Annotated in this window: 31 protein-coding genes and 1 pseudogene; 14 read left to right on the top strand and 18 right to left on the bottom strand. The window is 68.5% G+C overall.

Translation table 11 applies throughout. The features are described from left to right. Together ABFX45_RS46610 and ABFX45_RS35000 are read right to left on the bottom strand one after the other, a co-directional pair. Positions 1 to 118: pseudogene (locus tag ABFX45_RS46610) on the bottom strand (IS701 family transposase); the annotation flags it as partial. Between the two features lie 286 nt (positions 119 to 404). After that, positions 405 to 1,541: an aminotransferase-like domain-containing protein gene (locus ABFX45_RS35000; RefSeq protein ID WP_346134734.1), complete on the bottom strand. Its 1,137-nt coding sequence runs from the start codon at positions 1,539 to 1,541 to the stop codon at positions 405 to 407. Between the two features lie 74 nt (positions 1,542 to 1,615). On the opposite strand from ABFX45_RS35000, the gene ABFX45_RS34995 reads away from it, so the two are divergent. From ABFX45_RS34995 to ABFX45_RS34985, 3 genes are read left to right on the top strand one after another with little or no spacing between them, the layout of a single operon-like run. Beyond that, positions 1,616 to 2,074 carry a GyrI-like domain-containing protein gene (locus tag ABFX45_RS34995; RefSeq protein ID WP_346134732.1) on the top strand — a complete coding sequence of 153 codons (459 nt, stop codon included), beginning with the start codon at positions 1,616 to 1,618 and terminating at the stop codon, positions 2,072 to 2,074. 37 nt (positions 2,075 to 2,111) lie between these two features. Then, complete coding sequence (locus ABFX45_RS34990) at positions 2,112 to 2,423, top strand: ArsR/SmtB family transcription factor (protein WP_109640955.1); 312 nt, start codon at positions 2,112 to 2,114, stop codon at positions 2,421 to 2,423. 3 nt (positions 2,424 to 2,426) lie between these two features. Next, positions 2,427 to 3,308, top strand: a complete 882-nt coding sequence (locus tag ABFX45_RS34985; RefSeq protein WP_346134729.1) for an SRPBCC domain-containing protein — start codon at positions 2,427 to 2,429, stop codon at positions 3,306 to 3,308. A 1-nt stretch (position 3,309) separates the two neighbouring features. On the opposite strand, the gene ABFX45_RS34980 is transcribed toward ABFX45_RS34985, so the two are convergent. From ABFX45_RS34980 to ABFX45_RS34965, 4 genes are all read right to left on the bottom strand, one after another. Then, positions 3,310 to 4,902, bottom strand: a complete 1,593-nt coding sequence (locus tag ABFX45_RS34980) for a TIR domain-containing protein (protein ID WP_109640956.1) — start codon at positions 4,900 to 4,902, stop codon at positions 3,310 to 3,312. Between the two features lie 288 nt (positions 4,903 to 5,190). Further along, the gene (locus tag ABFX45_RS34975) at positions 5,191 to 6,045 is read right to left on the bottom strand and encodes a helix-turn-helix domain-containing protein (protein ID WP_170155267.1); all 855 of its coding nucleotides are present in this window, start codon (positions 6,043 to 6,045) and stop codon (positions 5,191 to 5,193) included. 221 nt (positions 6,046 to 6,266) lie between these two features. Then, positions 6,267 to 6,449, bottom strand: coding sequence for a DUF397 domain-containing protein (locus ABFX45_RS34970; protein ID WP_109640958.1), 183 nt, complete (start codon positions 6,447 to 6,449; stop codon positions 6,267 to 6,269). Positions 6,450 to 6,682: 233 nt separating this feature from the next. After that, entirely contained in the window at positions 6,683 to 7,510 is an 828-nt protein-coding gene (locus ABFX45_RS34965; RefSeq protein WP_346134726.1) for a hypothetical protein, read from the bottom strand. Positions 7,511 to 7,584: 74 nt separating this feature from the next. On the opposite strand from ABFX45_RS34965, the gene ABFX45_RS34960 reads away from it, so the two are divergent. After that, positions 7,585 to 8,703 (top strand): methyltransferase domain-containing protein, encoded by a 1,119-nt coding sequence (locus ABFX45_RS34960; protein WP_346134724.1) that lies wholly within the window; start codon positions 7,585 to 7,587, stop codon positions 8,701 to 8,703. Between the two features lies 1 nt (position 8,704). On the opposite strand, the gene ABFX45_RS34955 is transcribed toward ABFX45_RS34960, so the two are convergent. Together ABFX45_RS34955 and ABFX45_RS34950 are read right to left on the bottom strand one after the other, a co-directional pair. Continuing rightward, positions 8,705 to 8,920: a hypothetical protein gene (locus ABFX45_RS34955; RefSeq protein ID WP_109640961.1), complete on the bottom strand. Its 216-nt coding sequence runs from the start codon at positions 8,918 to 8,920 to the stop codon at positions 8,705 to 8,707. Positions 8,921 to 8,948: 28 nt separating this feature from the next. Then, on the bottom strand, positions 8,949 to 10,010 hold the full coding sequence (locus tag ABFX45_RS34950; protein ID WP_346134721.1) for a DNA polymerase IV: 1,062 nt from the start codon (positions 10,008 to 10,010) through the stop codon (positions 8,949 to 8,951). 10 nt (positions 10,011 to 10,020) lie between these two features. Here ABFX45_RS34950 and ABFX45_RS34945 point away from each other — a divergent pair, with 10 nt between their 5' ends. Continuing rightward, positions 10,021 to 10,467, top strand: coding sequence for an NUDIX hydrolase (locus ABFX45_RS34945; RefSeq protein ID WP_233440149.1), 447 nt, complete (start codon positions 10,021 to 10,023; stop codon positions 10,465 to 10,467). On the opposite strand, the gene ABFX45_RS46605 is transcribed toward ABFX45_RS34945, so the two are convergent. The 3 genes from ABFX45_RS46605 to ABFX45_RS34925 all read right to left on the bottom strand — a co-directional run bounded on the left by ABFX45_RS46605 (position 10,454) and on the right by ABFX45_RS34925 (position 13,174). Next, a complete protein-coding gene (locus tag ABFX45_RS46605) occupies positions 10,454 to 11,605 on the bottom strand; it encodes an endonuclease (RefSeq protein WP_428834269.1) in 1,152 nt (383 codons plus the stop codon). The two genes, ABFX45_RS34945 and ABFX45_RS46605, sit on opposite strands and share 14 nt — an antisense overlap. A 71-nt stretch (positions 11,606 to 11,676) precedes the next feature. Next, positions 11,677 to 12,591, bottom strand: coding sequence for an NADP-dependent oxidoreductase (locus ABFX45_RS34930; protein ID WP_346134719.1), 915 nt, complete (start codon positions 12,589 to 12,591; stop codon positions 11,677 to 11,679). Between the two features lie 79 nt (positions 12,592 to 12,670). Then, a complete protein-coding gene (locus ABFX45_RS34925; RefSeq protein ID WP_112230203.1) occupies positions 12,671 to 13,174 on the bottom strand; it encodes a DinB family protein in 504 nt (167 codons plus the stop codon). A gap of 79 nt (positions 13,175 to 13,253) precedes the next feature. Between ABFX45_RS34925 and ABFX45_RS34920 the strand changes: the two genes are divergently transcribed. Genes ABFX45_RS34920 through ABFX45_RS34910 form a run of 3 tightly spaced genes read left to right on the top strand, consistent with a single transcriptional unit; the run spans position 13,254 to position 15,650 of the window. After that, entirely contained in the window at positions 13,254 to 13,919 is a 666-nt protein-coding gene (locus tag ABFX45_RS34920; RefSeq protein WP_346134717.1) for a YqeB family protein, read from the top strand. Then, positions 13,907 to 14,503 (top strand): TetR/AcrR family transcriptional regulator, encoded by a 597-nt coding sequence (locus ABFX45_RS34915; protein ID WP_112230207.1) that lies wholly within the window; start codon positions 13,907 to 13,909, stop codon positions 14,501 to 14,503. Before ABFX45_RS34920 ends, ABFX45_RS34915 begins: the two co-directional genes overlap by 13 nt. A 4-nt stretch (positions 14,504 to 14,507) precedes the next feature. Beyond that, positions 14,508 to 15,650: a cysteine desulfurase-like protein gene (locus tag ABFX45_RS34910; protein ID WP_112230539.1), complete on the top strand. Its 1,143-nt coding sequence runs from the start codon at positions 14,508 to 14,510 to the stop codon at positions 15,648 to 15,650. Here ABFX45_RS34910 and ABFX45_RS34905 read toward each other — a convergent pair. Then, a complete protein-coding gene (locus ABFX45_RS34905; RefSeq protein WP_346134714.1) occupies positions 15,643 to 17,244 on the bottom strand; it encodes a hypothetical protein in 1,602 nt (533 codons plus the stop codon). The genes ABFX45_RS34910 and ABFX45_RS34905 overlap by 8 nt on opposite strands. Positions 17,245 to 17,336: 92 nt before the next feature. Here ABFX45_RS34905 and ABFX45_RS34900 point away from each other — a divergent pair, with 92 nt between their 5' ends. Both ABFX45_RS34900 and ABFX45_RS34895 read left to right on the top strand, forming a co-directional pair. Next, a complete protein-coding gene (locus ABFX45_RS34900) occupies positions 17,337 to 17,522 on the top strand; it encodes a hypothetical protein (protein WP_346134713.1) in 186 nt (61 codons plus the stop codon). Next, the gene (locus tag ABFX45_RS34895) at positions 17,509 to 18,429 is read left to right on the top strand and encodes a YihY/virulence factor BrkB family protein (RefSeq protein WP_346134712.1); all 921 of its coding nucleotides are present in this window, start codon (positions 17,509 to 17,511) and stop codon (positions 18,427 to 18,429) included. Before ABFX45_RS34900 ends, ABFX45_RS34895 begins: the two co-directional genes overlap by 14 nt. Here the strand turns inward: ABFX45_RS34895 and ABFX45_RS34890 are convergent. Beyond that, positions 18,400 to 18,768: a hypothetical protein gene (locus ABFX45_RS34890; RefSeq protein ID WP_109640973.1), complete on the bottom strand. Its 369-nt coding sequence runs from the start codon at positions 18,766 to 18,768 to the stop codon at positions 18,400 to 18,402. The genes ABFX45_RS34895 and ABFX45_RS34890 overlap by 30 nt on opposite strands. A 241-nt stretch (positions 18,769 to 19,009) precedes the next feature. Between ABFX45_RS34890 and ABFX45_RS34885 the strand changes: the two genes are divergently transcribed. Then, entirely contained in the window at positions 19,010 to 19,687 is a 678-nt protein-coding gene (locus ABFX45_RS34885; protein WP_346134709.1) for a GNAT family N-acetyltransferase, read from the top strand. On the opposite strand, the gene ABFX45_RS34880 is transcribed toward ABFX45_RS34885, so the two are convergent. The 3 genes from ABFX45_RS34880 to ABFX45_RS34870 all read right to left on the bottom strand — a co-directional run bounded on the left by ABFX45_RS34880 (position 19,670) and on the right by ABFX45_RS34870 (position 21,502). Then, entirely contained in the window at positions 19,670 to 19,906 is a 237-nt protein-coding gene (locus tag ABFX45_RS34880) for a hypothetical protein (protein ID WP_211337679.1), read from the bottom strand. The genes ABFX45_RS34885 and ABFX45_RS34880 overlap by 18 nt on opposite strands. A gap of 26 nt (positions 19,907 to 19,932) precedes the next feature. Beyond that, a complete protein-coding gene (locus ABFX45_RS34875; RefSeq protein WP_170155268.1) occupies positions 19,933 to 20,094 on the bottom strand; it encodes a hypothetical protein in 162 nt (53 codons plus the stop codon). 82 nt (positions 20,095 to 20,176) lie between these two features. Continuing rightward, a complete protein-coding gene (locus tag ABFX45_RS34870) occupies positions 20,177 to 21,502 on the bottom strand; it encodes a helix-turn-helix domain-containing protein (RefSeq protein WP_346134707.1) in 1,326 nt (441 codons plus the stop codon). Between the two features lie 96 nt (positions 21,503 to 21,598). Between ABFX45_RS34870 and ABFX45_RS34865 the strand changes: the two genes are divergently transcribed. Next, positions 21,599 to 22,354 carry an EI24 domain-containing protein gene (locus ABFX45_RS34865; RefSeq protein ID WP_346134705.1) on the top strand — a complete coding sequence of 252 codons (756 nt, stop codon included), beginning with the start codon at positions 21,599 to 21,601 and terminating at the stop codon, positions 22,352 to 22,354. Here ABFX45_RS34865 and ABFX45_RS34860 read toward each other — a convergent pair. Next, the gene (locus ABFX45_RS34860; RefSeq protein ID WP_346134703.1) at positions 22,351 to 24,300 is read right to left on the bottom strand and encodes a beta-propeller domain-containing protein; all 1,950 of its coding nucleotides are present in this window, start codon (positions 24,298 to 24,300) and stop codon (positions 22,351 to 22,353) included. The two genes, ABFX45_RS34865 and ABFX45_RS34860, sit on opposite strands and share 4 nt — an antisense overlap. A 69-nt stretch (positions 24,301 to 24,369) precedes the next feature. Further along, the gene (locus tag ABFX45_RS34855) at positions 24,370 to 25,182 is read right to left on the bottom strand and encodes a S1 family peptidase (RefSeq protein ID WP_346134701.1); all 813 of its coding nucleotides are present in this window, start codon (positions 25,180 to 25,182) and stop codon (positions 24,370 to 24,372) included. Between the two features lie 170 nt (positions 25,183 to 25,352). Between ABFX45_RS34855 and ABFX45_RS34850 the strand changes: the two genes are divergently transcribed. Both ABFX45_RS34850 and ABFX45_RS34845 read left to right on the top strand, forming a co-directional pair. After that, the gene (locus ABFX45_RS34850; protein WP_112230217.1) at positions 25,353 to 25,727 is read left to right on the top strand and encodes an FKBP-type peptidyl-prolyl cis-trans isomerase; all 375 of its coding nucleotides are present in this window, start codon (positions 25,353 to 25,355) and stop codon (positions 25,725 to 25,727) included. Positions 25,728 to 25,866: 139 nt separating this feature from the next. Continuing rightward, positions 25,867 to 26,400: a YbaB/EbfC family nucleoid-associated protein gene (locus tag ABFX45_RS34845; RefSeq protein ID WP_109640977.1), complete on the top strand. Its 534-nt coding sequence runs from the start codon at positions 25,867 to 25,869 to the stop codon at positions 26,398 to 26,400. The last annotated feature ends 19 nt before the right edge of the window (positions 26,401 to 26,419 follow it).

Here is a 26,419-nt window from a genome sequence, read left to right as displayed (position 1 = left end):
ACAACAGGCCCAGCACATAAGCCCGCGCCCGCCTGCGGGTCTGGACCTGCACGAACCTGCCTGCGAACCGGGCGAACAGGTCGTCGAACCCGGCCCGCCACGCGTCCAGGTCTAAGATCGGCAACGCAGCCACCGTTTCGCTTCGAGTCCCAACACACCTCGAAGTTGATCACGGTGGCCGTCTCACGTCACCACGCCATCGACCAAGATCACGCCATGCGGCTGTAGTACTAGACCTCGTCGTGCGGGAGTGGACGGCGGCCTGTGTGGTCGGGACCGGCCCTGTCGTCAGCCCCCGCGGTAGAGGCCCAGCTCACGGCGGTAGCTCGCCAGGCCTCGGTCCCGGTTCATCTCGCAGTTCGCGACGACCGAGGAACGCCACAGCGTCTCGTCGTCCAGCAGGCTCACCGGAAAACCTTCGCCAGGCGAGCCATGCCCTCCGCGATCTCCTCCGGCGTGTTGGTGGTGAACGACATCCGGAACGTGGCGTGGTCCGGCGTGGTCGCGAAGAACGGCGCCCCCGGCACGAACGCGACGTCGTGGCGCAGCGCCTCATGCAACAGCTCGGCGCTGTCGACGTCATCCGGCAACCGCAGCCACACGAACATGCCACCGTCCGGATCGGTCCACGTCGTGTCAACGGGAACCGTGCCCGGCAGCGCCTCGATCATCGCATCGCGGCGCGCCCCGTACTCGACGCACAGCCTGGCGACGTGCGCGTCGAGGTCGTTGTCCTTCAGGTAAACCGCGGCGGCGGCCTGGTCCACTGTGGACGTGTGCAGGTCCGCGGCCTGCTTCACGATCACCAGCGTCCTGAGCAGGTCCTCTGGCGCCCGCAGCCATCCGAGCCGCATCCCGGGGGCGCCGATCTTCGAGAAGCTGCCCAGGTAGACGGTTCGATCACTGATGGATGCGAGTGGCGCGACAGCGGAACCCCGATACCGCAGCTCTCCGTAAGGATCGTCCTCGACGATCCAGAACGAGTGCTCCTCGGCCAGAGCGGCGATCTCCGCGCGACGTGCGGCGGACAACGTCCGGCCGGTCGGGTTCGCGAACGTCGGCACGAGGTACAGCATCGCCGGGCGTTCGGCTTCCACAACGGATCGCAGCGCCGCGGGATCCAGGCCGTCGGCATCACCGGCAACGGGCACGATGCGGGCACCGGCCATCTGGAAACACTGCAGCGCGGCCAAATACGTCGGCTCCTCCACGGCCACGACGGCGCCCGGTCCCAGCAGCGCGGTGGCCACGAGGGTCAGCGCCTGCTGCGAGCCGGTGGTGATCAGGACGTCCGAAGTGGGCAGACCGCGACCCGTCAGACGTGCGGCGACCAGCGATCGCAGGGCCTGGTTTCCTTCTGTGGGGGCGTACTGCAGCACTGAGCGGTCCCGCAACGCGATGTCGTAGGCGGTGCGCACACCGTCCAGGTCGAACAGTTCGGGGGCGGGAAGTCCACCCGCGAAGGAAATCACCTCGGGACGCGAGGTCAGCGCGAGCAGGTCGCGCACCGGAGAGCTTGCCACGGAGAGGGTGCGGTGCATGAACGCACGTTAATCGGCGCCGTCTCCAGCCGGACTCGGATTTTCTGTCGGTGGTCGTGGCTAGCGTGGCGGGCATGGACATCGAGACACGAGAAGACCAGCCCTACGCCGCGATCAAGGCCACGGTGACGCTCGAGACGTTCCCCAAGATCGCCGACCGTTTTCCCGAGGTCATGCAATGGCTCGCCGATCGCGAGTTACCGATCGCCGGAGCACCGTTCTTCCGGTACACCCGCGTGCGGGGCGAGGAGTACGAGGTGGAGGCAGGCATCCCCACCATCGCCGAGGTGCCCGCGGCCGGCGAGGTGTTCACGGCGACGCTGCCCGGCGGTCAGTACGCGGTGGAGGTGCACGAGGGCCACCCGGACGGGCTGATCGCCGTCACCGAGCGCATCCTCGCCGACGAGAGCCTGCGGTTCGACCGCGCCGGCGACGGCTGGGGTGTCCGGCTGGAGACGTTCTTCACCGACCCCGAGGTCGAGCCCGACCCGGCCAAGTGGACGACGGAGGTGGCCATCCGGCTCGCGGACTGAGCTCGCGCTTATATGCCATAGGAGCTATATTGCTGTCATGGCATCAACGTTCGCCGTGCTGGCCGACCGGAGTCGCCGGGAGATTCTCGACCTGCTGCGTGAACGCGAGCGGCCGGTCGGCGACCTCGTCGACCGGCTGACACTGACCCAGCCGACCGTCTCGAAGCACCTCAAGGTGCTGCGCGAGGCCGGCCTGGTCGAGGTGCGCACCGACGCCCAGCGGCGCTGGTACCGGCTCGCCCCAGGCCCGCTGGCGGAGGTCGACGCCTGGCTCGCGCCCTACCGGCGGATGTGGGAGCAGAGCCTGGACGCGCTCGAACGACGACTCGACGAGATCGAAGGGGACTGACCCGTGGACGCCGAACTGCAGATGATCGAGGGCAAGCCCGTCCTGCGCTTCGAGCGCAGGCTGCGGCACTCGCCGGAGAAGGTCTGGCGGGTGGTCACAGAGCCGGGCGAGATGAAGCACTGGTTCCCGGCGGAGGTCGAGATCGACGGCCGGACGATGCGCTTCACGTTCCCGGACGCGGCCCCTGTCGGCGCCGACGGTGGCGAGGGCGAGCTGCTCGAGTCCGACCCGCCGAAGGTCTTCGCGTTCCGCTGGATCAACGACGTGCTGCGCTTCGAGATCCTGCCGCGCGAGGACGGCTGCCTGCTGGTCTTCACCGCCGTGGTCACCAACAAGCTCTTCGTCGGCCGCGACGCGCCCGGCTGGACCACCTGCCTGGACGCACTGGTCGCCCACGCCGACGGCAGGAAGTTCGAGCCACCGACGGACTGGCTGCCGCGCATCGAGCACTACATCGCCAAGTTCGGCCTGGACGAGGGCACCGACGGGGCCGACGGCGTGCTGTTCGTCCGCGACCTGGCCTGGAAGCCACTCGACGAGGTCTGGCAGCTGCTCACCGAGGGCACCGAGAACGAGGTTCCGGTGCGCGCCGCCCACCCCGGCCTCACCCCGGGCAGGATCACGCGGTCCGAGGCGCCGCGCCTGCTGGAGTTCGAGTGGCTCCAGGACGGTGCGCCGAACGGCGTCGTGCGCTGGGAGTTCGAACACATCCCGTTGCAGGGCACCACTGTCACGCTGTTCCAGGAGAACGCCCACGGTCCAGAGGCCCTCGCCGCGTGGCACGTGCACCTGGAGTTGTTCTTCGCCGCCACGCAGGGCGAGATCCGCTGCCCGTGGCCTGCCGACCGCGAGGAGGAGCTCGCCAAGCGCTACGCCGAGCGGTGACTCACGCGTACCGCACCCGATCCACCAGGAATCGCCAGTCCGGCGGGCATCGGCGCCCGAACCGCCGCGCGCTCGCCCGTTCGTACTCGAGCACGGCCCGGCGCCGGGCCCGCGGGTCCGGCGTCAGGTCGTCGAGCTCGTCGATGTCGGCGGCGGTGAGCCGGACGTCGGTGATCCTCGCCGGGTCGAGCCGCGCGATCGACCACCAGCAGGTGGCGGCCGCGTAGTCGTAGCCGAGAGCGCGGAACTTCTCCTCCGCCACCAGGAGATCGCGGACGGCGCTCGCCTTGTCGCGGCTGCCGAGCGACAGTTCGGCACGGACCTGGTGCGACCGGGCCACGACCTCCGGATACGCGTCGGCCTCGATGACGTCCGTCACGAGTTCCTTGCCGTCGTTGTACTTGCGAGCGGCGTGGCACAGGCGCGCCCGCAGCACCATCAGCCAGGAGTACCTCTCGCCGCCGGGCGGCAGCAAGGCCTCCGCGGTCTTCGCCTTCTGCATCGCGACAAGGAGATCCGTGCGATCGCCTGACTGCTTGTACCGCGACAACCACCACTCCGCGCAGAGCGAGGCGCACATCCCGATCTCCTCGCTCGCACAGCCGGAGATCGTGCTGAACCGGTCGATCGCCTGCAGCAGCAAGAGCTCGCTCTTGCGCAGGTAGAAGTCTCGATCGAACGCCACGCCCTCGGCGGCCATGCGCAGGAACACCGTTGCGTGACATAGGATTCCGCGCGCCGCCGTGTAAACGTCACGGTACTTCTCCGCGATCTTCGTACCTTCTTCTGCCACCGCGGCCGCACGCACCAGGCGGTGCTCGCGCAGCAGGTACCACGCCTGCCCCTCGACGAGGATCTTCGCCTCCAGCGGCCCTTCCCCGCGCAGGCGTTCGGTCGCGGACAACGTGCGCAGGCACATCTCGGAAGTGCGCCGCACCAGGTCCACGTCGCCGTGCGCCTTGGCGGCACCCACGACCGAGTCGAACGACCTGGCGAGCTCGATGTCGCCCTCGCCGATCTCGACCAGCCGCGACGCCAGCGCGTGTGCGGCCGGCTCAGCGGGATCGAGATCTTCCAGGTCCCGCAGCATTTCCCGCACCGTCGGCGACGTCGTGGAGGGTTCCACGCTCATCGTCACACCACCTTCCACACCCCCCGCGCTCGTGAGCGCCTTCGCCAGCACCTCGATCCCGGCTCCGGTGTCCGGGTCGAAGGTGTGAATCACCAGCGGCTGCAACACCGCGGGCAACAGGTTCTTGTCGAACCGCGGTGGCACCACCGGCACGACACCGCACCGGTAGGCCTCGCTGTGGTGGTAGAGCTTGTGCCGCAACAGCCGCGCTTCGTACCGGATGCCCTTGCGTTCGACGAAGTCGTTGGACTCCAACGCTTTCAGGTAGTCCGGTGAGACGACCACGAGCACGGTCCGGTCGCGGAACCCCTCTTCCATCCACGACGTGATGGCCAACGGCCGGACGGAGAGCAGGTCACCGTCCCACCACACGTCGAATCCCCGTGACCGCAACCCCGCGACCAGCGCGGAGGCGACGGCACCGCCGTCGCTGTTGCTGTAGCTAATGAAGAGACCGTTCATGGCCACTCCCCCGCGTCGCGGCGAACCTGCGGGGAGACGGGGTGGGTCGTCTGGTGCTCATTTCGGGCCTCCTGATGGCGGGGTGACCTGTGGCCACCGATCACTCTGGATCGGTGAGGCGAGGCCAATCCCCGGGAAGGGCCCTGATGGCGGCAGTCAGAACTGGTCGAACGTCATAGGCTGACGACGGCGTTGTCCACTCGCCTCACTTTGCGCTGTGGTGTGCGTTGACGGCGTTGCCACCGGACGGGTGTCTGTTGGCGCAGGCACCCGTCCGACTCGAGCTGGTCAGCCTCCCAGGTGTTTGAGCCGCTCGTCGATGACGCGCGGCGTTTCGGTGGCGGGCAGTGCGAACTTCTCGAGCTGGAAGAAGTAGCGCAGGTACTTGCGCACGGCTTCCGAGTCGTCCTGGAGCAACGACGAGCCGTACAGCTCCTCCAGGAACAGCGAGTAGTCCTCCTCGTCCTCGCTGATCTCGAGGATCGAGAACGACCCCTTCATCGCGGGATGCAGACCCGCTCCGAAGGGCACGATCTGAACGGACATCTGGTCGGTCGCGGCCAGCTTCCTGATGTGGTCGAGCTGTTCGCGCATGATCTCGACACCGCCGACCACCCGGTGCAACGTCGACTCGTCGATGATGAAGAACATGTCCGGCCCATCGGGGCCGATCAGGTTCTGGCGGTGCATGCGGATGTCGACCCCTCGCTGCGAGGTCTGGGGATCTTCCCCTCCGGCCCTGTTGACCGCAGTCGCGTAGTCGCGCGTCTGCAACATGCCGGGAATCAGCAGGGTCTGCACGTAGCGGCAACGGATGGCCACCGTCTCGAGTTCGATGAAGTGCGCGAAACCCTTGGGCAGACCCCGGTACTTCGCCATCCAGGCAGGTCGCTTGGTCGCACGGGCCAGGTCGACCAGTTCCCCGACGCGCGTCGGCTCCGTGATCCCGTAGTGGAGCAACAGGGCCTTCAGATCGGTGACCGAGATACCGCTCTTGCCCTGCTCGATGCGAATGACCTTCGACGTGGACCAGTCGAGCGCTTCCGCGACGGAGTCCTGGGTGAGCTTCAGGACCTCACGGGCCTGCCTCAGCTCACCCAGCAGCTTCCGCTGCTGTGCGACGGGGTTTCCCTTAACTGACACGGTGCAGCGCTCCCTCTGCAGCATGCATGGAGTACATGCCTGCCACCATTCTGCCACCTAGCAACTTGAAAGCAAGTAGACTGACTGTAAGCAAAGTGATCGTCCTCAAATTGACATGTTTTACACCGCTAGGCGTCAAGACACCACATGCAGAGTCGAACAGGGTGCAGACAGACTTGAGGGAGTTCGCTCGACCGAGCGAACTCGCTAGTGGCGTGCGTTCAGAACGAAGCAACCACCAGCACGAAGGCAGACCACGCGGGCACGGAGAATCCGAGCAGTACCCCGGACCGATCTTTGCTGTCGCGAACCAGGACAGTGCTCCGCGCGTCTACGGCGAACTCGACACACGCGTCACCGTCGCCGCTGTAAGAGCTTCGGATCCACCTGAGCTCTGCCGCCATCGTCGCGCTCCCATCGCACGGGGTCCCCGACCGAACCCACCGTCCTCGGCCCGGCTCACCCGCGCGCACCCCGGGAGAGCGGCGGAGGGAACGCCTCCAACCCGACGAGGCCACAGCTCAGAATAGGTCCGCGATGTTGACCGCCGACACCGCCAGAGGTGCGCCAGGCAGTAGACAGAAAGGTGCCATTTCAAGGACACGCCGCGCGCGGAACTTGTTGGTATGACATGGAATCAGAGCGTGGCGAGCCGGTCAACGCCGAGACCGGTGATCAGTAGCCGCTCCTTGCGGTTGCCCGTCAGCCGTTGCGTCCAGTCGACGAACCCGCCGTCGCCGATCTCCACGCCGTCGCGGAAAACCTTGTAGCACAAGCCCTTGTAGTACCCGGTGCGCCGCGACGGGTCCGCGGGCAGGTCACCGCGCACCACCTCGAACCGGGGATCCAGCACCGTCACCCGCACCTCGACGTCCCCGCACGCCTCACGCAGGAACTCGACGTGTTCCTGAAAGTGCTGGCGCTCAAAGGCGAGCGACCCCCGGTCACGTCCGGCGGACACCGCGGCGAACAACGTGAAGTGCGCGAACCGGCCCGCGCCCTCGAACAGCTGCGCGCGCACCACCCGCTGCACCGCGGCGAGCCGCACGTCCTCACCCGAAGCCTGCCTGCGCACCGCGGCTTCGAGCGCCAGCGCGTTGGTGGTGTCGGCCGCGACCTCGGTGCCGCGGATCGTCGTCAGGACGTTGTTCTGGTCCGTCTCGGCGACCGCGGAACACGTCCCGAGCGGCACCACCGGCGCGAGTCCCAGCACCTCGAACGACGAGGGCAGCGCGTCCAGCAGCCGGTCCTCCGCCGCCCGCAGCACGCCGAACGGCACCGCGGCCGGCGCCACGAAACGGTCGGACCGGTACTGCCGCAGCACATCCGGCCCGGACAACTCACTCGCACGACGCCGCATCAGTGCGAGCAGCACGCTGGTGAGGTCGCTACCGCGCAACCGCGCCAGCCGCTCCAACGCCTCCTCGCCACCCAACGACCGCAGCACCCGCGTCAAGAGAGCCATGTTCACCATGATCCGCACAACGGCCAGTGGATTTCGCAAGCGCCGCAGTGGATCACCTGACTAGGGTCGCGGGCATGACCCGCGATCTCGGCGACGCCACCCGTTTCCTGCCCGGCGAGCTCGTCGTGGGCACGGACGCACGGATCCGGTTCGCCGACCGCGTCGAGATGATCCACCCGTGGGACGGCAGGGTGTTCTTCTCGGTCGAGATCACCGCTCCCCGGTTCGGCGCACGCCTCGACCGCGTCACGACCTTCGCGGACGGGCAGGCGCTCGCGGACTTCCTGGCCTGCCGCGAGGACGGGGAGTGGGTCAGCCTGAACCGCGACCTCGCCGTCACGGCGGGCCGCGACGAGCTGACGTGGCGGATCCAGACCGCCGGGTGCCGGGCGGAGGTCACCACGATCTGGCCGGCGGACCTCGCCGATCAGCTGCGCGAGTTCCTGATCGGCACCGGCACCGTGGACACCACGTCGATCAGCGAGGGCGGGCTGTGGGGACGGCGGGCGGCGCAACGGGCCGCGCTCGGCGCGAAGATGTCCCTGCCCGCCTGGCGAACCGCCGTCGCGCGCACGAAGATCAGCGAAGGCACGACAGTGCTCGACCTGGCGTGCGGCAGCGGTGAGTTCTGCGCTCTGGCAACGGAAGCAGGCGCGAGAGCAACCGGGATCGACGCGTCGCACGAGATGATCGAGCTTGCCCGGCGGACCGCGCCCGAGGCCGAGTTCCACGTGTGGCCACTGGGGCGGTTGCCTTGGGACGACGGCACGTTCGACGTCGTCACGGCGTTCAACGCGCTGTTCTTCGCGGCAGACCCCGAAACCGCGTTCGCCGAGGCGGTCAGGGTCAGCAGGGACCACGTGGTCGTGTGCGACTGGCACCCGGAGCACCCGAGCGACATCCTCACCGTCGGGCGGGCCGTCCTGGGATCAGGCGGACGCAGGCGCGCGAAGATGCCGGAACCACAGGAAGAACTCGCGATCGACATTCCTCAGGATCATCCCGACGAGGACACGATGCTGCGTGCCTTCCTGAGCACAGGCGGCTACCAGCGGCTCATCGAGAGCGAAGGTGAAGAAAGTGTCGCGGAGAAGATCAGGATTGCGGCTGAACCGTTCCGGACCGCGGACGGCGGTTATCGGTTCGCGAACAAGTACCTGATGTCCATCTTCCGCAAGAACCCCAGAATGTGAATCAAGCCGCGGCGAGGACCTCGTAGCCGGCTGTGGTGAGCGCTGCCGGCCCTGGACGTGCGCTGATCAGGCCCGCTGAGGTCAGGCGCAGGCCGACGAACTGGTCGGCGCAGCACAGGCCGTCGACGAGCAGTGAGCTTCCGGCGATCTCGCAACGGCCGTCGGCAACGGCTCTGAGAACCGCGCGGTCGCGGTGTGTGAGCGATGAGGCGGTCATCTTCTTCTCCTAGCGGTAAAGCTTCTACTTACTGATACGTCGAAGAAGAAGGCTTCGGTTCGACATCATCGCCGGAGAATTCCGCGCGTACCCCCAAAAGACGTACCGCACGGCCGTGTTCGAAGCGGTTCAGCACGGTCAGCGCGGCCTCCGCCAGATCGTCCGCGGACGACGTCGGCGCAGGCAGCTTCATCAAACGCACCTTCGTGAAGAAGGGCACGAAGCGCACCTTCACCCCCACCCGCACGACCGGGCGGCCCTCGGCGGCCACGTCCGCGGCCACCTGGCGGGCCAGCGCCACGACCTCGCGCCGGATGTCGTCGAGCGAGACGAGGTCCTGCTGATAGGTCTTCTCGTGGCTGCGGGACTTCACCACCCACGGCGTCGCGCTCACGACCGTGTCGCCCGCTCCCAGCGCCAGGGTCCGGTAGTACGGGCCCATCCGCGGGCCGAACCGCGCGGCCAGGGCGTCCGGCGACGCAGCTGCCAGGTCCGTCACCGTCGAGAAGCCGAGCTCGGCCAGCTTGCGCTCGGTCTTCGCGCCGATGCCCCACAACGCGGACGTCGGCCGGTGCCCCATCACCTCGACCCAGTTCGCACGGGTCAGCTGGAACACGCCGGCGGGCTTGCCGAAGTCGGTCGCGAGCTTGGCGCGCAGCTTGTTGTCGCCGATGCCGACCGAGCAGTGCAGCCCGGTCGACTCGAGCACCGCGGCCTGCAGCGACCGGGCCAGCTCGAAGGGATCGTCGACGGAGGCACCGACGAACGCCTCGTCCCAGCCCATCACCTCGACGACGACCGGGAACGACCTCAGCACGGCCATCACGTCCGCCGACGCCGCCTCGTACAGGGCGTGGTCGGCAGGCAGGAACACAGCGTCAGGCAGCTTCTTGAACGCGGTCCGCAACGGCATCCCGGAGCGCACGCCGAACTCGCGCGCCTCGTAGGAGGCGGTGGCGACGACCGCGCGCTCGGTCGGATCGCCGTTGCCGCCGACGACCACGGGCCTGCCGCGCAGCGACGGATCGCGGAGGACCTCCACCGCCGCGATGAACTGGTCGAGGTCCACGTGCAGGACCCAGTCCGCCATGCTGGACAGTATGAAGCGGTCGGCGGGAATCCTGCTCTTCAGGCGAAACGAGCAGCTGGAGGTCCTTCTCGGGCACATGGGCGGCCCGTTCTGGGCCCGCAAGGACGCCGGCGCGTGGTCGGTGCCGAAGGGTGAGTACACCGACGACGAGACGCCGGAGGCGGCGGCGAGGCGAGAGTTCGAGGAAGAGCTCGGGCTCCCGGTGCCCGAGGGCGAGCTGATCCCGCTCGGCGAGGCCAAGGGCTCCGGCAAGGTCATCACGGTGTGGGCACTGGAGGGCGACCTGGATCCGGAGGCCGTCACGCCGGGCACGTTCGAGCTGGAGTGGCCGCCGAAGTCGGGTCAGCGCAAGACGTTCCCCGAGGTGGACCGGGTGCGGTGGTTCAGCGTGGAAGAGGCGAGCGCGAAGATCGTCTCCGCGCAACGCCCCTTCCTCGACCGGCTCAGCTCCAGATGAGGCTCGCCCACTCCGGGTGATCGATGAACGGGTTGCGGTTGCGCTGGTAGTTCTCGTAGATCATCTTGTTGCGCCGCTGCTCGAACGCGTCCACCGGGTCCTCGGCGTGCCACTGCAGCAGCACCGACAGCTTGCCGTGGTAGGGCGCGGTGCCGTTGGACACGGAGTTGTTGAGTTCCAGGTTCGCGAAGCCGTCCGTGCCCTCGTAGCGCACAGCCATGTAGAACAGCATGCGTGCGACGTCGCCCTTCACGGCGTCACGCGGCTCGAACGAGTCGCCGTCGGCGAAGCTGCCCGATGCCTCGCTGACCGCCGAGCCGCCGTTGTCGAAGTCCAGGTTGCCGCGCGCCGCGTTCACGGACACGTCCTCAGGGCGCAGGTGGTGGATGTCGGTGCCCGGACCGGTGGCCGTGCCGAAGTCACCGTGCGACTTGGCCCAGACGTGCTCGCGGTTCCAGTCGTCGGCGCCGCCTCCGTTGGTCGACTTCGGCTGCGAACGGCCGCTGTACAGCAGGATCACGTTGTTCGAGTTGTTCGGATCCTCGTCCGTCACCTTCAGCGCGTCCCAGACCGCCTCGTAGCTCAGCTTGGTCTGGTCGCGGATGATGCTGTTCAGAGCGTTCTTCAACGCCGAGCCGGTCTTGTTGCAGGCCGCCGCGTAGTAGCCGGTGCAGGCCGGTGGTGTTGTTGTCGACGAGGTGGGCGGGGCCGACGAGGTGGGTGTCGCGCTGGTGAACGCGAACGCCGTGGACGAGACCAGGCCGGGATGCGAGAAGTACGAGCTCAACGAGCCCGTGACGTCGATCCGCCTGCCCAGCAACGACGGGTTGGACCTGAGCCCCCACGAAGCGCGGAACGCCGTCGGGATCTGCACGTAGATCATGCGCGACGTGCCGGTCTCGGACGCCGAGTCGGCCAGCGCGAGCGCGTAGTCGCTGGGGTAGTTCGAACGAACGACCGTGTTCGTGGCCGTGGGCTGACCGACGACGTACCCGCTCACGGTCGCCGACGACCCGTTCTGCTGACTGATCGCCTGAGCAACGGTGAGCGGAGCTGCTGCGGAAGCGGCGGTCGACCCGTACAGGCCGACCGCCGCCAACAAACCGATGATCAACGCCAGTGGACTCCACCGCGCCATTTGCTCTCCCCGATCGTGTGAATGTTTCGCACACAATCAGGTGCAATGGTCAACGCGCGGTAAACGCAGTGTCACGGCACCAGGACGACCTTGCCCGTGGTCCTCTTCGACTCGACGAGCTCGTGCGCCTTCGCGGCGTCCGCGAGCGGCACCACGTGGTCGAGCTGCACCTTGACCTGCGGCAACGCCTCCAGATCGGCGCCGGAGGCGGACACGCTGCCGAAGAGCTCGAACCGGATGCCGAGGTCGGCAGCTCGGTCAACGTCAAAACCCGGGTTGCCGGGAATGGTCGACACGAGCACGCCGCCGGGCTTCAGCACCTTGGCGGACCGCTCGGCGTACTCACCGCCGACGAGGTCGAACACCACGTCGACCGGCTCGATCTCGGTGAAGTCCTGGTGCCGGTAGTCGACGACCTCGCCGGCGCCGAGCGAGCGCACGAAGTCGTGCTTGGCCGCGGAGGCCGTGCCGATCACGTACGCGCCGCGCGCCTTGGCGAGCTGCACCGCCACGTGCCCGACGCCGCCGGCCGCCGCGTGGATCAACACGCGCTGACCGGCGGAGACACCGCCCCGCCCGAGAAGCGCCTGCCACGCCGTGAGCGCCACCAACGGCAGCGCGCCCGCTTCCTCGACGGTCAGCCACGAGGGCCGGCGGGCGAGGTCGGACTCGTCCGCCACGACGTACTCGGCGTAGCCACCGCCCGTGCCGGGGAAGGGAAGCATCCCGTACGCGTCGTCGCCGGCCGCGAACCCCCGCACGCCCTCACCGGCCTGCTCCACGGTGCCCGCGACGTCCCAGCCCAGCGTGAACGGCGGCTCCCCGAGCGCCGGGAACCCGCCGGCCCGGATGTAGGTGTCGACCGGGTTCACACCGGCCGCGCCCACCTTGACCAGCACCTGACCCGGTCCTGGCACGGGCTTCGCGACTTCCGCGACCTCCAGCACGGACGCGCCCCCGACGGTCTTCTGCGTGATGACTCGCATCTTGATCCCCTTCGATGTTCTCGATGCTGATCATCTTGCAGTTAGCGCCAACTTTTAGAAAGTAGGCACTTCTGAGTAACTAACTCTCCCTCAGGTAGAGATCACGAAGCAGGGCGATCTCCGCGCCGTGGTGGATCACCTCCCGGTTGATGTGCAGCACCAGCGTGGCCATCGGCTCCTCGGCGAACGGCCCTTCCGCCGGACCGACAGCAAGCGAGAGATCCGCCTTGCGCGCACCGTCCATCCACGCCGCATAGGCGTCGTCCAACTGCTTCAACGCCTCGTCCGCGCTCAGCGCGTACTGCCACGTCCTGTAGTCGGCGGACGGGCCACCGAAGTGTGAGGCCGTGCGCATGTTGAACACGCCCACGATGATGTGCGCCATTCGCCACGCGATCGTGGTCACCGGCTCCGGCGAGGGCAGCGGGAGCTCCCAGTCGATCGAGCCGTCCCGCCGCACCGTCCACACGTCGGACACGGGCTCCCAGAAGTACTCGTCGTCGGTCAGGCCCTCCAGCCGCGGCCGCAACTGCATCTGCCAATGCCAGTCGAGCTGGTCCGTCAACTGCTTGTTCCAGTCCATGCCGGCGACGGTAGGCCCGACTGCGGACAACCACTGTCCTGAAACTAATAAACCGAGCGCTCGGTCTAGTATTGAGCACATGACGACTGTGCAGGAGACCGCGGCGGTCCGGTACGGCATCTGGGTGTTGTGCCCGGTGCTGGGAGCGGCTGTGGTGTGGGGGCTCAAGCTGGCAGCCGTGTGGATCACGACGTTGAGGTGGTTCCCGTTTCAGGGCGTGTTCGAGCTGGTCACGGACATCCCGGAGCCGTGGGTGACGATCGCGGCGCTCGCCGTGGGCGCACTCGGCGGCGGGGTGCTCGCTCTGTTGTGGGCCGCCGAGATGATGTCGGTCGAGGTCTCACACGACCGCGTCAGGCTGAAGAAGAACGACAAGATCTTCGACTTCGGCCGCAACCAGATCGAGTCGGTGTTCACCGAAGGCAAGCAACTCGTGCTGCTGTCACCCAGCGGGGCCGAGCTCGCCCGCGAGAGTTCGGACCTGAGCAGGGCCAGGCTCGAACAGGCCTTCACCGGCCAGGGCTACCGGTGGCTCGACGCGGACCCGTTCGCGGACGACTACCGCATGTGGGTCGAGCACGCGCCCGATCTTCCGGCGGACGTGAACGCCCTGTTCACGGCGCGGCGGAAGGCCATCTCGAAGTACGAGCACGAGGAGGCCGCAGAATTGGCGCGGGAGATCCGCAAGCGCGGAGTCTGCGTCAAGGACGAGAAGAAGAGGCAGTACTACAGGTGCGAACGGTAGATCCGGTCAAGCACGCCGCGAAGAAGCGCCACATCACCGACACGGCCGCGGGCCTGTTCGCGGAGAAGGGCTTCGATCGGACGACCGTCGCGGACATCTGCAAGGCCGCCGACATCAGCACCGGCAGCCTGTTCCACTACTTCCCCACCAAGCGGGCGATCTTCCGCGAGATCTTCGAGCAGGACGGCAAGGACAACGCGGAGATCCTGGCGCGGGCCGGGGAGCTGAGCCCGTGGGACGGCGTGCTGATGGTGATCGACCACCTGTGCGTGCCCGCGCTCGACCGGTCCGTGGCCGGGCTGGTGCTGGAGGTCGTGGCGCAGGCGAGCCGTGATCCAGAGCTGTGGGAGCTGGTCGCCCGCAACGAACAGGCGGTGCGCGACGAACTGGCCGTCCTGCTGCAGCGGGCGCACGACGCGGGCCAGATCAAGCTCCCGGTGAGCGCTCGGACGGCCGCGACCTGGGCGCAGGGTCTGGTCGACGGCCTATACGGCAGGCTCGTCGACCCGGACTTCGACGCGACCGCTCAGGTGAGCACCCTCCGGTTGATCCTTTCCCGGTTCGTGGGTGCTCAAGCACCATGAGGACATGGCCTACGACGTCGCCGCGGTCCGCGCCCACTTCCCCGCGTTGCGCGAGGGTGCCGCGCACTTCGACGGACCCGGCGGCTCGCAGACGCCGGACGTCGTCGCCGACGCGGTCAGGGAAACCCTGACCTCGGCGATCGCCAACCGCGGCAGCGTCACTGCCGCCGAGCGCAGGGCCGAGGAGATCGTCCGGACCGCGCGCCGCACGATGAGCGAGTTCCTCAACGCGGGCAGCATCGTGTTCGGGCGCAGCATGACCCAGCTGACCTACGACATCTCCCGCACGCTCGCGAAGAACTGGCGGCCCGGCGACGAGATCATCGTGACCAGGCTCGACCACGACGCCAACGTCCGGCCGTGGGTGCAGGCGGCCGAGTCGGCACGGGCCACGGTGCGCTGGGCGCCGTTCGACCGCACCACCGGCGAACTGCCCGTCGAAGCGGTGACGAACCTGCTGTCCGACCGCACCCGCGTCGTCGCGATCACGGCGGCGTCGAACCTGCTCGGCACGCGTCCGGACGTGGCGGCGATCGCGGCGGCGGCGCACGAGATGGCGGCGTTCGTGTACGTCGACGGCGTGCACTACACACCACATCTACCGGTCGACGTCGAGGCGATGGACGCGGACTTCTTCGTGTGTTCGCCGTACAAGTTCCTCGGCCCGCACCTCGGCGTGCTGGCGGCCGCGCCGGAACTGCTGGAGACGCTGCGGCCGGACAAGCTGCTGCCGTCGACGAACGCCGTGCCGGAACGGTTCGAGCTGGGCACGCTGCCGTACGAGCTGCTGGCGGGCACGACCGCGGCGGTGGAGTTCATGCGCGGCCTCGACGGGCTGGAGGAGCACGAGTCCGGGCTGCGCGACCAGCTGGAGGCGGGCCTGCGCGAGCTCGGCGTGCGGATCTACAGCAAGGCGTCCGCGCGCACTCCGACCGTGCTGTTCTCGGTCGACGGGCTGGAGCCGGCCGAGGTGTACCGCAGGCTCGGAGCCGAGGGTGTCAACGCGCCCGCTGGCCACTTCTACGCGATCGAGTGCTCGCGGTGGCTCGGCCTCGGCGACAAGGGCGCCGTGCGGGCCGGCATCGGGCCGTACAACGACGAGTCCGATGTGGACCGTCTGCTCAAGGCCGTCGCGAAACTCAGATGAACAGGATCAACCCGACGTAGGCGATCCCGACGAGCACGCTGATGTTGAGCTTGCGGCCGACCCGCTCGCCGGGGTGGTCGGCGATCAACGACCGTGCACGGGCCCACATCAGCTTCTCGCCCGCCTGCCGGTCCGGCAGGTGCGGTGTTGTGATCACGTCGCCGTGCGGGCCGAACGCGAGCATGAGCTGCGGACCGGCGCGACGGACACCGTGCAGCTGCGCCCACGGCACGCGGTAGGTCCAGATGCCGGTGTAGAGCACGACCGAGCGGTGGTCGAAGCGCAGCAGCGGCTGGAACCGTGTCACCGCGGCCAGCACGCACTGCACGCCGATCAGGCCGACGACGAACAGGTCCGGGTACTGCTTCAGCACGATCAGCGCGCCGGCCGCGCCCAGCAGCAGCAACACGCCCTCGGTCCGTCGCCGGTCACCCGGCCACATCGCGTGCGGCAGCTCGACGGGCGTACCGGCGGTGACCGGCTCACCCGGAAGATGTGCACTGTGGACGGTGTGGCGCGGGCGCACCCGGCTGAGCGTGCTGGTGGCCACGACCTCCCCCTCGACCAGGAGCGCGACCTGACCGCCGTGGTGCCACTCACCCGCGACGAGGATCTCCGCGGGCTCGAGCCTCACCGGCGGGTCCTCCTCACCGCGCCACACCCGGCCGAACTGCTCGGTGTCGTGGTAGAGCGGCTCCTCAAGCCCGAGGTCGGCGAACGTGGTGATGGTCGCGATGTCGTCCTTGTTGTGCCGCAACAGGATCCGCCGCTGGCCGACGGGGTGGGCCTGCAGCCGGACCGCCTTCACCGGACCGGTCCACAACGCGCGGCGGCGACGTTCCCGCGCGGCCAGCAGGATCGCGAGGAACACGGCCGCGCCGCCCAGCGCCAGCCACCAGGTGAAGTCCTCGGGCTCGCTCACCATCTGCACCCACGCGCCGTCCTCCAGCATCGGGACCTTGTCGCCGACCTGGTACTCCTCCGGCGCGAGCGGATGGAGTTCGATCCGCCGGCGGCCGGGCAGTTCCACCCACACGTCGTAGGTGTCCTTGACCTCGACGACCTCGGCATCAACCCGGCTGGCGTTCGCGACGTGCTGCGCGACCTCGTCGTTCCTGAGGTCGTACTGCACGAACGTCAGGAACCCGAACACCACGAGCAGCACGGCGACGATGCGCAGAACTCCGCGTTGCGGCGGCATGTCCGGCAACGACACGAGGGCGTCACCCGCCGCCGCGTGCTGGTCCGCGCGTGACCTGATCGTCCATGCCGCAACGATCGCGCACGCGACGGCGTACAGCCCGAACGGAACGTTGGTGGGTGCCGAGGGGTCGAACACGATGTCCAGCACACCGAAAGCCACGCCCATCGCGCAGCCGGTGAGCACACGGCCGAGCAACAACAGCAGCGGTGTGGCCAGCCACGGCACCATGGCGATCGAGAAGAACGGGTTGGGCTCGCAGGGCTGCGCGACCGTGCACGGCGCACCGCTCCCGCTCAGGGCGAAGTAGAAGGCGACGACCCAGCCGCCGACGAGCCCGACCTTGGTCACCCACCACGGAACCGCGGCCGCCTGCCACCGCTGGACATCCATAGAGCGGATCATGACACGCCCATTGCTCCGAACGGTGTGATTCCGGCACAACAAAACGGGTATCCGCAGCTCAGAACCTAGGAGGTGGACACATGCTGGCCATCATCGCCGCAGTGGCATTCGGGCTCGCCCTGATCCTCGACCTGGCGAAGGCAGCGCTCGGTGGAGTGATCACCGTCAACACGCTGGTGGTGCTCGGGCTGCTGCTCCTATCCCTGCACCTCGCCGGTGTTGGTTCCAGCACGCGTTCCTGGAGCTGGCGCCGTGCCCGCAGGTAAGACTGTCGACCGCCCCACCAGGCTGCCGAAAGGCGCCTGGTGGGGCGTTCTCAAACGGACGGTCAAAGAGTTCAACGACGACAACCTGACGGACTGGGCGGCTGCGCTCACCTACTACGCGGTGCTGTCGTTGTTCCCGGGCCTGATCGTCCTGACGTCCGTGCTCGCACTGCTCGGCGAAACGACCACGCAAGAGCTGATGAAGTACGTCGACCAGGTCGCGCCGGGCGAGGCCGGTGAGCTGGTGAAGACCTCCATCGAAGAGCTGCAGAGGGGCCAAGGCGCCGCCGGGCTGCTGGGCATCATCGGCCTGCTGACGGCGTTCTGGACCGCGTCGGGCTACCTCGGCGCGTTCATGCGCGCGTGCAACGCGGTCTACGACGTCGAGGAGGGCAGGCCGTTCTGGAAGACGGTGCCGCTGCGTCTCCTGCTGACACTGGGCTCGGTGGTGGTGATCTCACTGACGCTCGGGGCGCTCGTGCTGACGGGTGGCGTCGCGGACGCGGTGGGCAATCTGCTGGGACTGGGCGACACCGTCGTCACCGTGTGGGACATCGCGAAGTGGCCGGTCATCCTGCTGCTGGTGGCGCTCGCGTTCGCGGTGCTCTACTGGGCCGCGCCGAACGTGCGGCAGCCCGCCGTCCGCTGGGTCACGCCCGGCAGCCTGCTCGCGATCGCGCTGTGGGCGCTCGCGACCGTCGGTTTCGCGATCTACGTGGCGAACTTCGCGTCCTACAACAAGACCTACGGCTCGCTCGGTGGTGTGATCGTCTTCCTGGTGTGGCTGTGGATCTCCAACATCGCCGTGCTGCTCGGCGCCGAGTTCGACGCGGAGCTGGAGCGCGGCCGCCGGCTCGCGCAGGGCGAGAAGGACACCTCAGCCGAGCCGCGTGATCTCCCCGGGTAGTTCGGCCTCGACCGCCGTCCACACCCCGCCCGGTCCCGGCTCGATGCGCTCGCTCATGCGACCGCCGGGTACGAGCACCCACAGCTGGTCCTTGGTGGACAGCCACACCACGCCGATGCCGTCGGCGCGGTAGCTGGTGGCGTACTCGTACGACTTCTGGAAGATGTCACCGCCGTCGTGATCGGTGATCCGCACACCGCTGGAACCCTCGGCGTGCGCGATGAACTTCCCGCTCGGCGACGTCTTGGGCGCGCCGGGGCGGGCGAACCGGTCCTCACCGTCGCCGCCGCAGCCGGTGAGGACGAGCAGGAGGGCGACAACCGCCGCCAGGAGCCTCATGCCGGCTCGGAACGGAAACCGCAGTGCGTCATGCCGCCCAAAGTAGCCAGTGCCGCGACCGCCAACCAACGCCGCGTCTTCCGGCGCTCAGCAGGATGCCTCGCACCCGTCCGAACGTCGAAATACGGGGCGCAGGTTGCCGGTCGCGGCACTAGCGTGATCGTCCGTGTGGGACGTTCTCGAACAGTTTTACGACTCTGTGCCCCGACCGGGATCTCGCGTTGAGGATCACGGCGAGCTGGTGCTCTTCGTCCAGGCCGGCAACGGCTATCCGTACTACGCGCGGCCGCGGTTCCCCGGCGGGCGGCCGACGGTCGCGGACGTGGTGAAGATGCGCGAACGCCAGCGCGAGCTCGGCGTGCCCGAGGCCCTCGAGTGGGTGCACGAGACCACGCCGGACCTGTACGACGCGGCGATCGCGGCCGGTCTGGAAGTGCTCCGGGCGCCGCTGATGGTGCTCGACCCGGAGCAGCTGCCGGAACCGCACCCGCACGTGCGCGTGCTCGGCACGCGGCCGGCCGAGGTGTCGGTGGTGGCGGAGCTGGCGTTCTCGTCGCCGGGCACCGCGCCGGGCGAGGCCGGTACCGCGGAACGGGACGCGGCGCTCGCGGAGGCCGTCCCGCTGAGCACCCGGCACCGCCACGCGGTGGCCGACCTGCCAGGCGAGGGCGTGCTGGCGGTGGGCACCGCGCAACGGGCGGGTGATGTAGTGGAGATCGCGGGAATCGGCACGTTGCCGGCGGCACGGCGACGTGGCCTCGGTGGTGCGGTCACTGCGGAGCTCGCGCGGGATGCCCTGGCACGGGGCGCGAAGCTCGTGTTCCTGTCGGCGGGAAGCCCGGAGATCGCGCGGGTCTACGAGCGTGTCGGGTTCAGGCACGCCGGAACGGCCTGCATCGCGTCACCAGTCGTGGGCTAGTTCGCCGTCTCTGGGCATCGGTACGCGAAACAGGCAGCCAACGCACGGCATTCCGGACGGCTGGGCGAGCAGTTCGGCCTCGCCGCGGTGGATGAGCTCGCCGCAGTACGCGGTCATCGCGAGCGGTGTGCTGTCGTCGTCGGGCATGGGAACGAGGTGGCACGTGCGTTGTGTCTCGCCTACGACACCCGCACGCTTGCGGACCAGCAACACAGGCATGCGCGCTTCCGTTCGCCCTTGAGTGCTCATGCCTTCACCTCGACGTCGTCGACCACACACACGACGGCGTGCGTGGTCGCGTAGAACTTGAGCCGGTACGGGCCCGCGTTCCGCTCTGCCACTGCCGCGCAGAACTTCTCGGCGCTGACCTCGTCCGAGCGCGGCGTTCGTTCGGCTAGGTCGATCACACCTAGATCGTGCGGGGAGCGCCCGGAAATGGGGAGGGTCGCAGACCAATTGCGGGTCGCGTATGCGGAACTCGCATACGCCTTACCGCAGCTGGGTGACCTCGGCGGTGAGTTCGGCGATCGCGGGCGTCTCGTGCCACGGGCCGAGCTTGGCCAGCTCGGTCACGATCAGCTGGGAGCCTGTCGCACGGGCGAGGTCCAGTGCCGTGAACCCGAAGCCGACCGCCTGCTCCACGTCACCGCTGGCGGCGTACGCGTAGGCGAGCTTGGCCGTGTGCACGCCCTGCTCCCACTGGCAGATGCGGCCCCACCTGGGCATGAGCTGCGTGTACGCGGTGATCGCCCGGCGGTGGTCGGCGAGGTCGACCATGCTGGCGGCGCGCTGGATCTCCACGTGCAGGTCGGTGAAGCAGTAACCGATGGAGTACTCGTCGCTCTGCGGCCGTTCCACGCTCAACGCCAGCGACTGCGCGAGGTCGAACCGCGGCATGCACGCGTCGTAACCCGCACGTGCGAGGCCTCGTGCTTCCTGCCGCAACGCCATCGCGCGCACGATCGGGCTCACGCCGGTCTCGCGCTGGGCGGCGCGCGCCAGGCCGATGACGCGGTCGTCGTCGCCGTCGACCTCGGCGAGCTGGCTCATCCGCACGTAGCAGTACGCGACGACATCCCTGTCGTCCGCGGCCTGACCCTGCTCGAGAGCCCTGGACGTCCACGCCCCCGCGCCGCGCAGGTCGCCGATCTCCTCGTGCAACCAGCCGTAGAACTCCGCGTACATCGCACCCGTGCCGAGCAACCGCCGACGGATCTCCCCGCGCGCGTTGCGGCGCAGTGCGTCGATGAAGTCGTACATGTTGCGGACGGCGGGCATGAGCGCGCCGGTGCCACGCCAGTTGTGCGCGTCGTTGACGATCCGTCGCAGCACGAGCAGCTGGCTCACGGCGTCGTTGGCCAGCACGCCGTCGCCGTTCGCACCGAAGGCAGCGGAGGCGCACAACGCCATCAGCGCCTTGCCCTCCATGCCCACGACCAGGTCTTTCGCCACGGCCTCCAGCCCGCCGGCGCCCAGGCTCCTGGCCTCACCCGACCGCATCGGCACGGTGCGGTCGGTCAGGCCGAGCAGGTGGGCGGGGATGCCGAGCAGCCGCTGCATCGTCCTGAGCACGCGCAGGTCGTAGGCGATGTTGCTGCCGGCTTCCAGGCGCGAGATCGCCGACTGCGAGAACCCGGCGAGCGTGCCCAGCTCGTCCTGGCGCAGGCCGTGCGCCCTGCGCGCGATCGCGACCACGGCGCCGGGTGACTCCGCGGCGACCGCGTCCCGCACTTCCTTCGACTCCCAGATGGCGGGCGGCAGCACCGGCAGCGGCCCGTCCGGGACGACGACGGCGTTCTTAGCTGGGTTGCTCAACCTCAACGCCTCCCGCGTTCACCACGCATCATGCCGGTCTTGCCGAAATCGCGCTTCCTCCATCTCAACTGGGCCGGCACCGACTATCCTGCGCGCGTGATCAAGGACTTCGGGGCTGGTGTCGCACTGCTGCTGCGCGGGTTCAGGCTGGTGTTCAGCTCGCCGAAGCGCGTGCTCGTCGGGGCGTTGCCCGCGGTCATCACCGCTGTGCTGATGATCACCGGCTGGGTGCTGCTCCTCACCCACATCGACTCGATCTCCGGGTGGCTGACGGGTTTCGCGGACTCGTGGAGCGATACCTGGCGCAACGTCGTCGAGGTCGCCGTCGGAATTTCGGTGATCGCGGCGACACTCGGCCTGAGCGTGCTGCTGTTCACCGCGATCACGATCATGATCGGCGGCCCGTTCTACGAGTACATCGCAGAAGAGGTCGAGGACGAGCTCGGCGGCGTGCCCGGTACCGAGCAGGTCGGCTGGTGGCGCGGGTTCCTGGTCGGGCTGCGCAGCACGATCCTGCTGGTCGGCACGTCGATCCTGTTCGCGATCCCGCTGTTCTTCTGCGGGTTCATCCCCGTCGTCGGGCAGACCGTGGTGCCGGTGCTCGCCGTGTGCATCAACGGCTACCTGCTGGGCATCGAGCTGACCGGCATCCCGTTCACGCGGCGCGGCAAGTCGTTCAAGCAGCGCAGGCAGGTCCTCGCGACGCGGCGGGCGATGGTGCTCGGGTTCGCCGTCCCCGCGTACCTGCTGTGCCTCGTCCCGCTGGCCGCGATCGTCGTGCTCCCGGCGGCGATGGCAGGCGGCACGGTGTTGTCGCACCGCCTGCTCACCGGTGACCGCTCGGCCGCCTAGAAGGGCAGCCAGGCCTGCTGCGCCAGGCCGCTGCGGGCGTTGACCTGCACGCCCGACGCGGAGATCGACCACAGCTGGTCGCCGATCACGATCGTGCGCCTGGCTCCGCCGTGGTTCTGCCCGCTCGCCGGCTCGACGATCTTGCCCGTCTCCCGGATCTGGTTGCCCTCGACCCGCAGCACCAGTGACGACGCCTCGAAGTTCGTCTTGTACTGCGTCACCGGGATGACCAGCGTGCCGTCGGGCGGCCAGTACAGGAACGCGTGCGGGTCGAACTGGGCCTCGGAGTTCGAGCCCGGCAGGTGGTGCTGCGCGAGCCGTTGCGGTGCCGCGGGGTTGCTCACGTCGAACAGCGACACCTGCGTTCCGGTGGTGCGGCCCTGGTCGGTGGCCTCCTGACCGACGCCGATCAGCTTCCCGTCGCCCGCGGGGTGCAGGTAGGCGGAGTAGCCGGTGATCTTCAGCTCGCCCATCACCCTGGGCTGCCTGGGATCGCTCAGGTCCAGTGTGTAGAGCGGGTCGGTCTGCCGGAACGTGACGACGTAGCCCATCTTGCCGATGAAGCGCACGCTGTAGATGCGCTCGCCCTTGCCGAGCCCGCCGATCTGACCTTCCTTGGTCAGCTGGTTCCCGTTGCGGCGCAACGTGGTGACGAAGCTCTCCGACGGCGGCGGTTGCTGCTGTGGCGCGATGTCGCCGGGCATGCGCCAGCAGCAACGGATCTCGGTGCCCGTCGTGGTGGCGACGCGCAGCACTCCGTCGTGTTCGGACAACGAGTACTGGTTCAGCAGCGTGCCGTTGACGTCACCGGACGCGACGTGCTTCGGCGGGCCCGCCTGGCTGATGTCGAACTGGTGGATCGCCGTGGTGATCGGGCGCTGCACCGGTGGCTTGCCGGGGAGTTCCGGCAGCAGGCGGTGGTCGTCGGCGATGTAGAGGTTGCGGTCGGTGCCGTAGACCGTGTCACCGTCGGCCACGATCGACACCGGCTGGCCGGTGCCTAGCTGTCCGGACAGCTCGAACGTGAGCACGGTCAGCATCGACGTCGCCGAGTGCACGGCGGGGTGGCTGATGTTGGGGCAGTCGACCAGGGTTCCGCTGGACTTGGCACCGTTCTGGTCCAGCTCGTAGCGCGGCAGCCACGAGGTGATCGGCTCGCTCTGCAGGATCTCCTTGTTGCGGCGCAACGCTCCCGCTTCGTTGGTCGTCATGTCCGGGTAGACCCACTGCAGCCGCGGCTGCGAGCGGACGACGACGCGGGCGGTGCCGCCGATCTGGCGGGCGTCGAGGTAGAAGCCGTCGGTCTTGAGGCTGCCGATCTGCTTGAGCGCCTTGAGGTCCACGAGCAGGATCTCGGTGGCGCTGTCGAACACCGGCATCGTCGGTTTGCCGCGCTCGAGGGCAATGGCGTCGGTGTGGCCGACGATCACCAGCGCGCGGTCACCGGCGACGAGGAGCTGGGTGGCGTGGCGGTTGCCGATGTCGACCGTGCCCGTGATGGTCCTGCTCGCCACGTCGACCACGCGCAGCTTGCCGTCCGCGACGGAGACGACGCGCTTTCCGTCCGTCTTCACGATGTCCGGCTCGTCGACGCCCTGTTCGTGGACGTTCGTCGTCGAGTGCCCCTGCTGCTGCGTCGGAGGCGTGGCGGCCTTCTGCTCCGCATGGCTCCGCTGCGGGGTGCCTGCGCTCAGGTCCGTCGCCATGCCTTCACCGGCGGCGAAGATGTCGGGGCCGCCCCCGATGCCGTAGGCGGTGACGTACGGGGCCATGGCGCGGCGCAGTTCGGCCACCGCGTTGTCGCACGAGTCGAACGCGACGAGACGCACCGGCCCGTAGTCCACGACCGGTGGTGGTGCGAGGGTTTCGTCCCTCACCGCGGAGCTCACACACACTCCGGCGACGGCCAGCACGGCGGCGCCGGCCAACAGCTTTCTGCCGTTCATGCCACCAGGACGGAAACAAGGCCGGGAAGGGTTGCGCGCCGTCCGCGACAACCCTTCCCGGAGGTGGTGCTAGGAGTTGATCTGCGCCTGGATCTGCGTCGCGTACGTGGAGACGCGGGCGTAGATGCCGGGCCAGCCGGCGTCCGCGCAGCCCTCGCCCCACGACGTGATGCCGATCAGCTTGCCACCGGCCACGAGCGGGCCACCGGAGTCGCCCTGGCAGGTGTCGGTACCGCCCTGGGCGTACCCGGCGCACACCATGTGGGTGGCGTTGAAGCGGCTGCCGTACGAGCTGGCGCAGCTGGAGTTGCTGGTCAGCGGCACGGTGGCCTTGAGCAGGTAGCGCGAGTCCGTACCGCCGGACGAGGTGTCGCCCCAGCCGAGGATCGTCGAGCTGGTGCCCGCCGCGTACAGCGCGCTGTCCGCGGAGGTGGCGAACTTGATCGGGGTCTGCGGCAGGTTGCGGTCGAGCGTGAGGACCGAGACGTCGTAGCCGCGGGTCACGTCGGTGTAGCTCGGGTGGATCCAGATCCTCGTGACGCGGGCGACGGTGCCCGCGGTGGAGTTCTTGTCGTCGCGGCCGGCCACGACGCGCACGGCGGACGCCGAGTCGCCGACGGTGCAGTGCGCCGCGGTGACGACCTTGTTGGGAGCCACGAGCGTGCCACCGCAGTACTGGAAGCCGCTGCTGGTCGCCAGATAGACGACCCACGGGTAGGTGGACGTGCTCGCACGCGTGCCACCGACGACCTGAACGCCGACTTCGCCGTCGACGGTCGGGGTCGGAGCTGCTTCGGCCACGCTGACGCACGCCATCGGCAGCGTTGCCGCCACCAATGCCGCGCCGAGCCATGACCGGAGGCGGTGCAGGGTTGCCGCCATGATCATTCTCCTTTTTCTGTTGTGTCCCCCCGGTGCAGGGCCGGGAGTTCGTATAGATCAACACGGCCTTTCGAGACGGGGTAGGGCTGGTCTTCGTAGGCCATTCGGCCGCGTCCGCGCTCGCGTGATTGGATCGAGCACGAACAACCCCGTTCCGAGAGGAAGTTGTGATGGCCCCCACGAAGCCCGACGTCGACCCGCACGACGGCCCGGCGCCCGCAGACCTGGTGATCGAGGACATCGCGGTTGGTGACGGCGAGGAGGCCAAGGCCGGTCAGCGCGTTCTCGTGCACTACGTCGGTGTGTCGCACTCGACCGGTGAGCAGTTCGACGCGTCCTGGGACCGCGGCGAGCCGTTCCAGTTCCCGCTCGGTGGCGGCCGCGTCATCCAGGGCTGGGACCAGGGCGTCGCCGGCATGAAGGTCGGCGGTCGCCGCAAGCTGGTCATCCCGCCGCACCTGGGCTACGGCTCGCGCGGTGCCGGTGGCGTGATCAAGCCCAACGAGACCCTGATCTTCGTGGTCGACCTGCTCGGTGTCGCCTAGAACACAGCTCTGACGGCGTTCCACTGGTCCGCCCAGTGGAACGCCGTTGGTCTGTGCGGCCGATTTGCCGTGCGGGCGGAACTGGATCAGGCCCGCCTGCGTCATCCTTTGAGTCCGCTGCCGAAGAGAGGGAACACGCGTGCCCGAGGACATCGCCGGGTCGGAGCAGATGCTCGCGAACTGGAACCAGAACATCCAGGAACGCGCCGCGCGTTACCAGGACATGGCGACGCGGGTGCAGGGCATGACGATCTCCGAGCGGTCCTCCGACGGCGCAGTCGAACTGACCATCGGCTCCAACGGGATCCTGCAGAACCTCGTGATCAACGAGTCGGCCGCGGGACGCCGGATGTCCGAGATCAGCGGCGAGATCATGAAGCTGCTGCAGCGCGCGCAGTCGAAGATCCCCGCACTGCTGCAGGAGGCGATGGCGGAGACCATCGGCACGCAGGACGAGACGGCCAACGTGCTGTTCAACGAGGCCAAGAAGAACTTCCCGGCGCCGCCGCCGGAGGACCCGCCCGCGCGAGCGCCGTACGACAACAACGAAATGAACTTCCGGGTGGAGGACGACGCGCCGCCACCTCCTCCGCGCGCCACGCCACCTCCCGCGCGCCGCCGTCCGCCGTCGGATGACGACGACGACTTCGGCGGTCAGTCGGTGCTGTCCTGATCTTCTGTCCACTGCTCGA

The organism is Lentzea roselyniae, assembly GCF_039537795.1.
Taxonomy (GTDB): domain Bacteria; phylum Actinomycetota; class Actinomycetes; order Mycobacteriales; family Pseudonocardiaceae; genus Lentzea; species Lentzea atacamensis.
The sequence above is the reverse complement of the archived record's forward strand: the minus strand, read 5'-3'. Positions and strand labels throughout refer to the sequence as shown.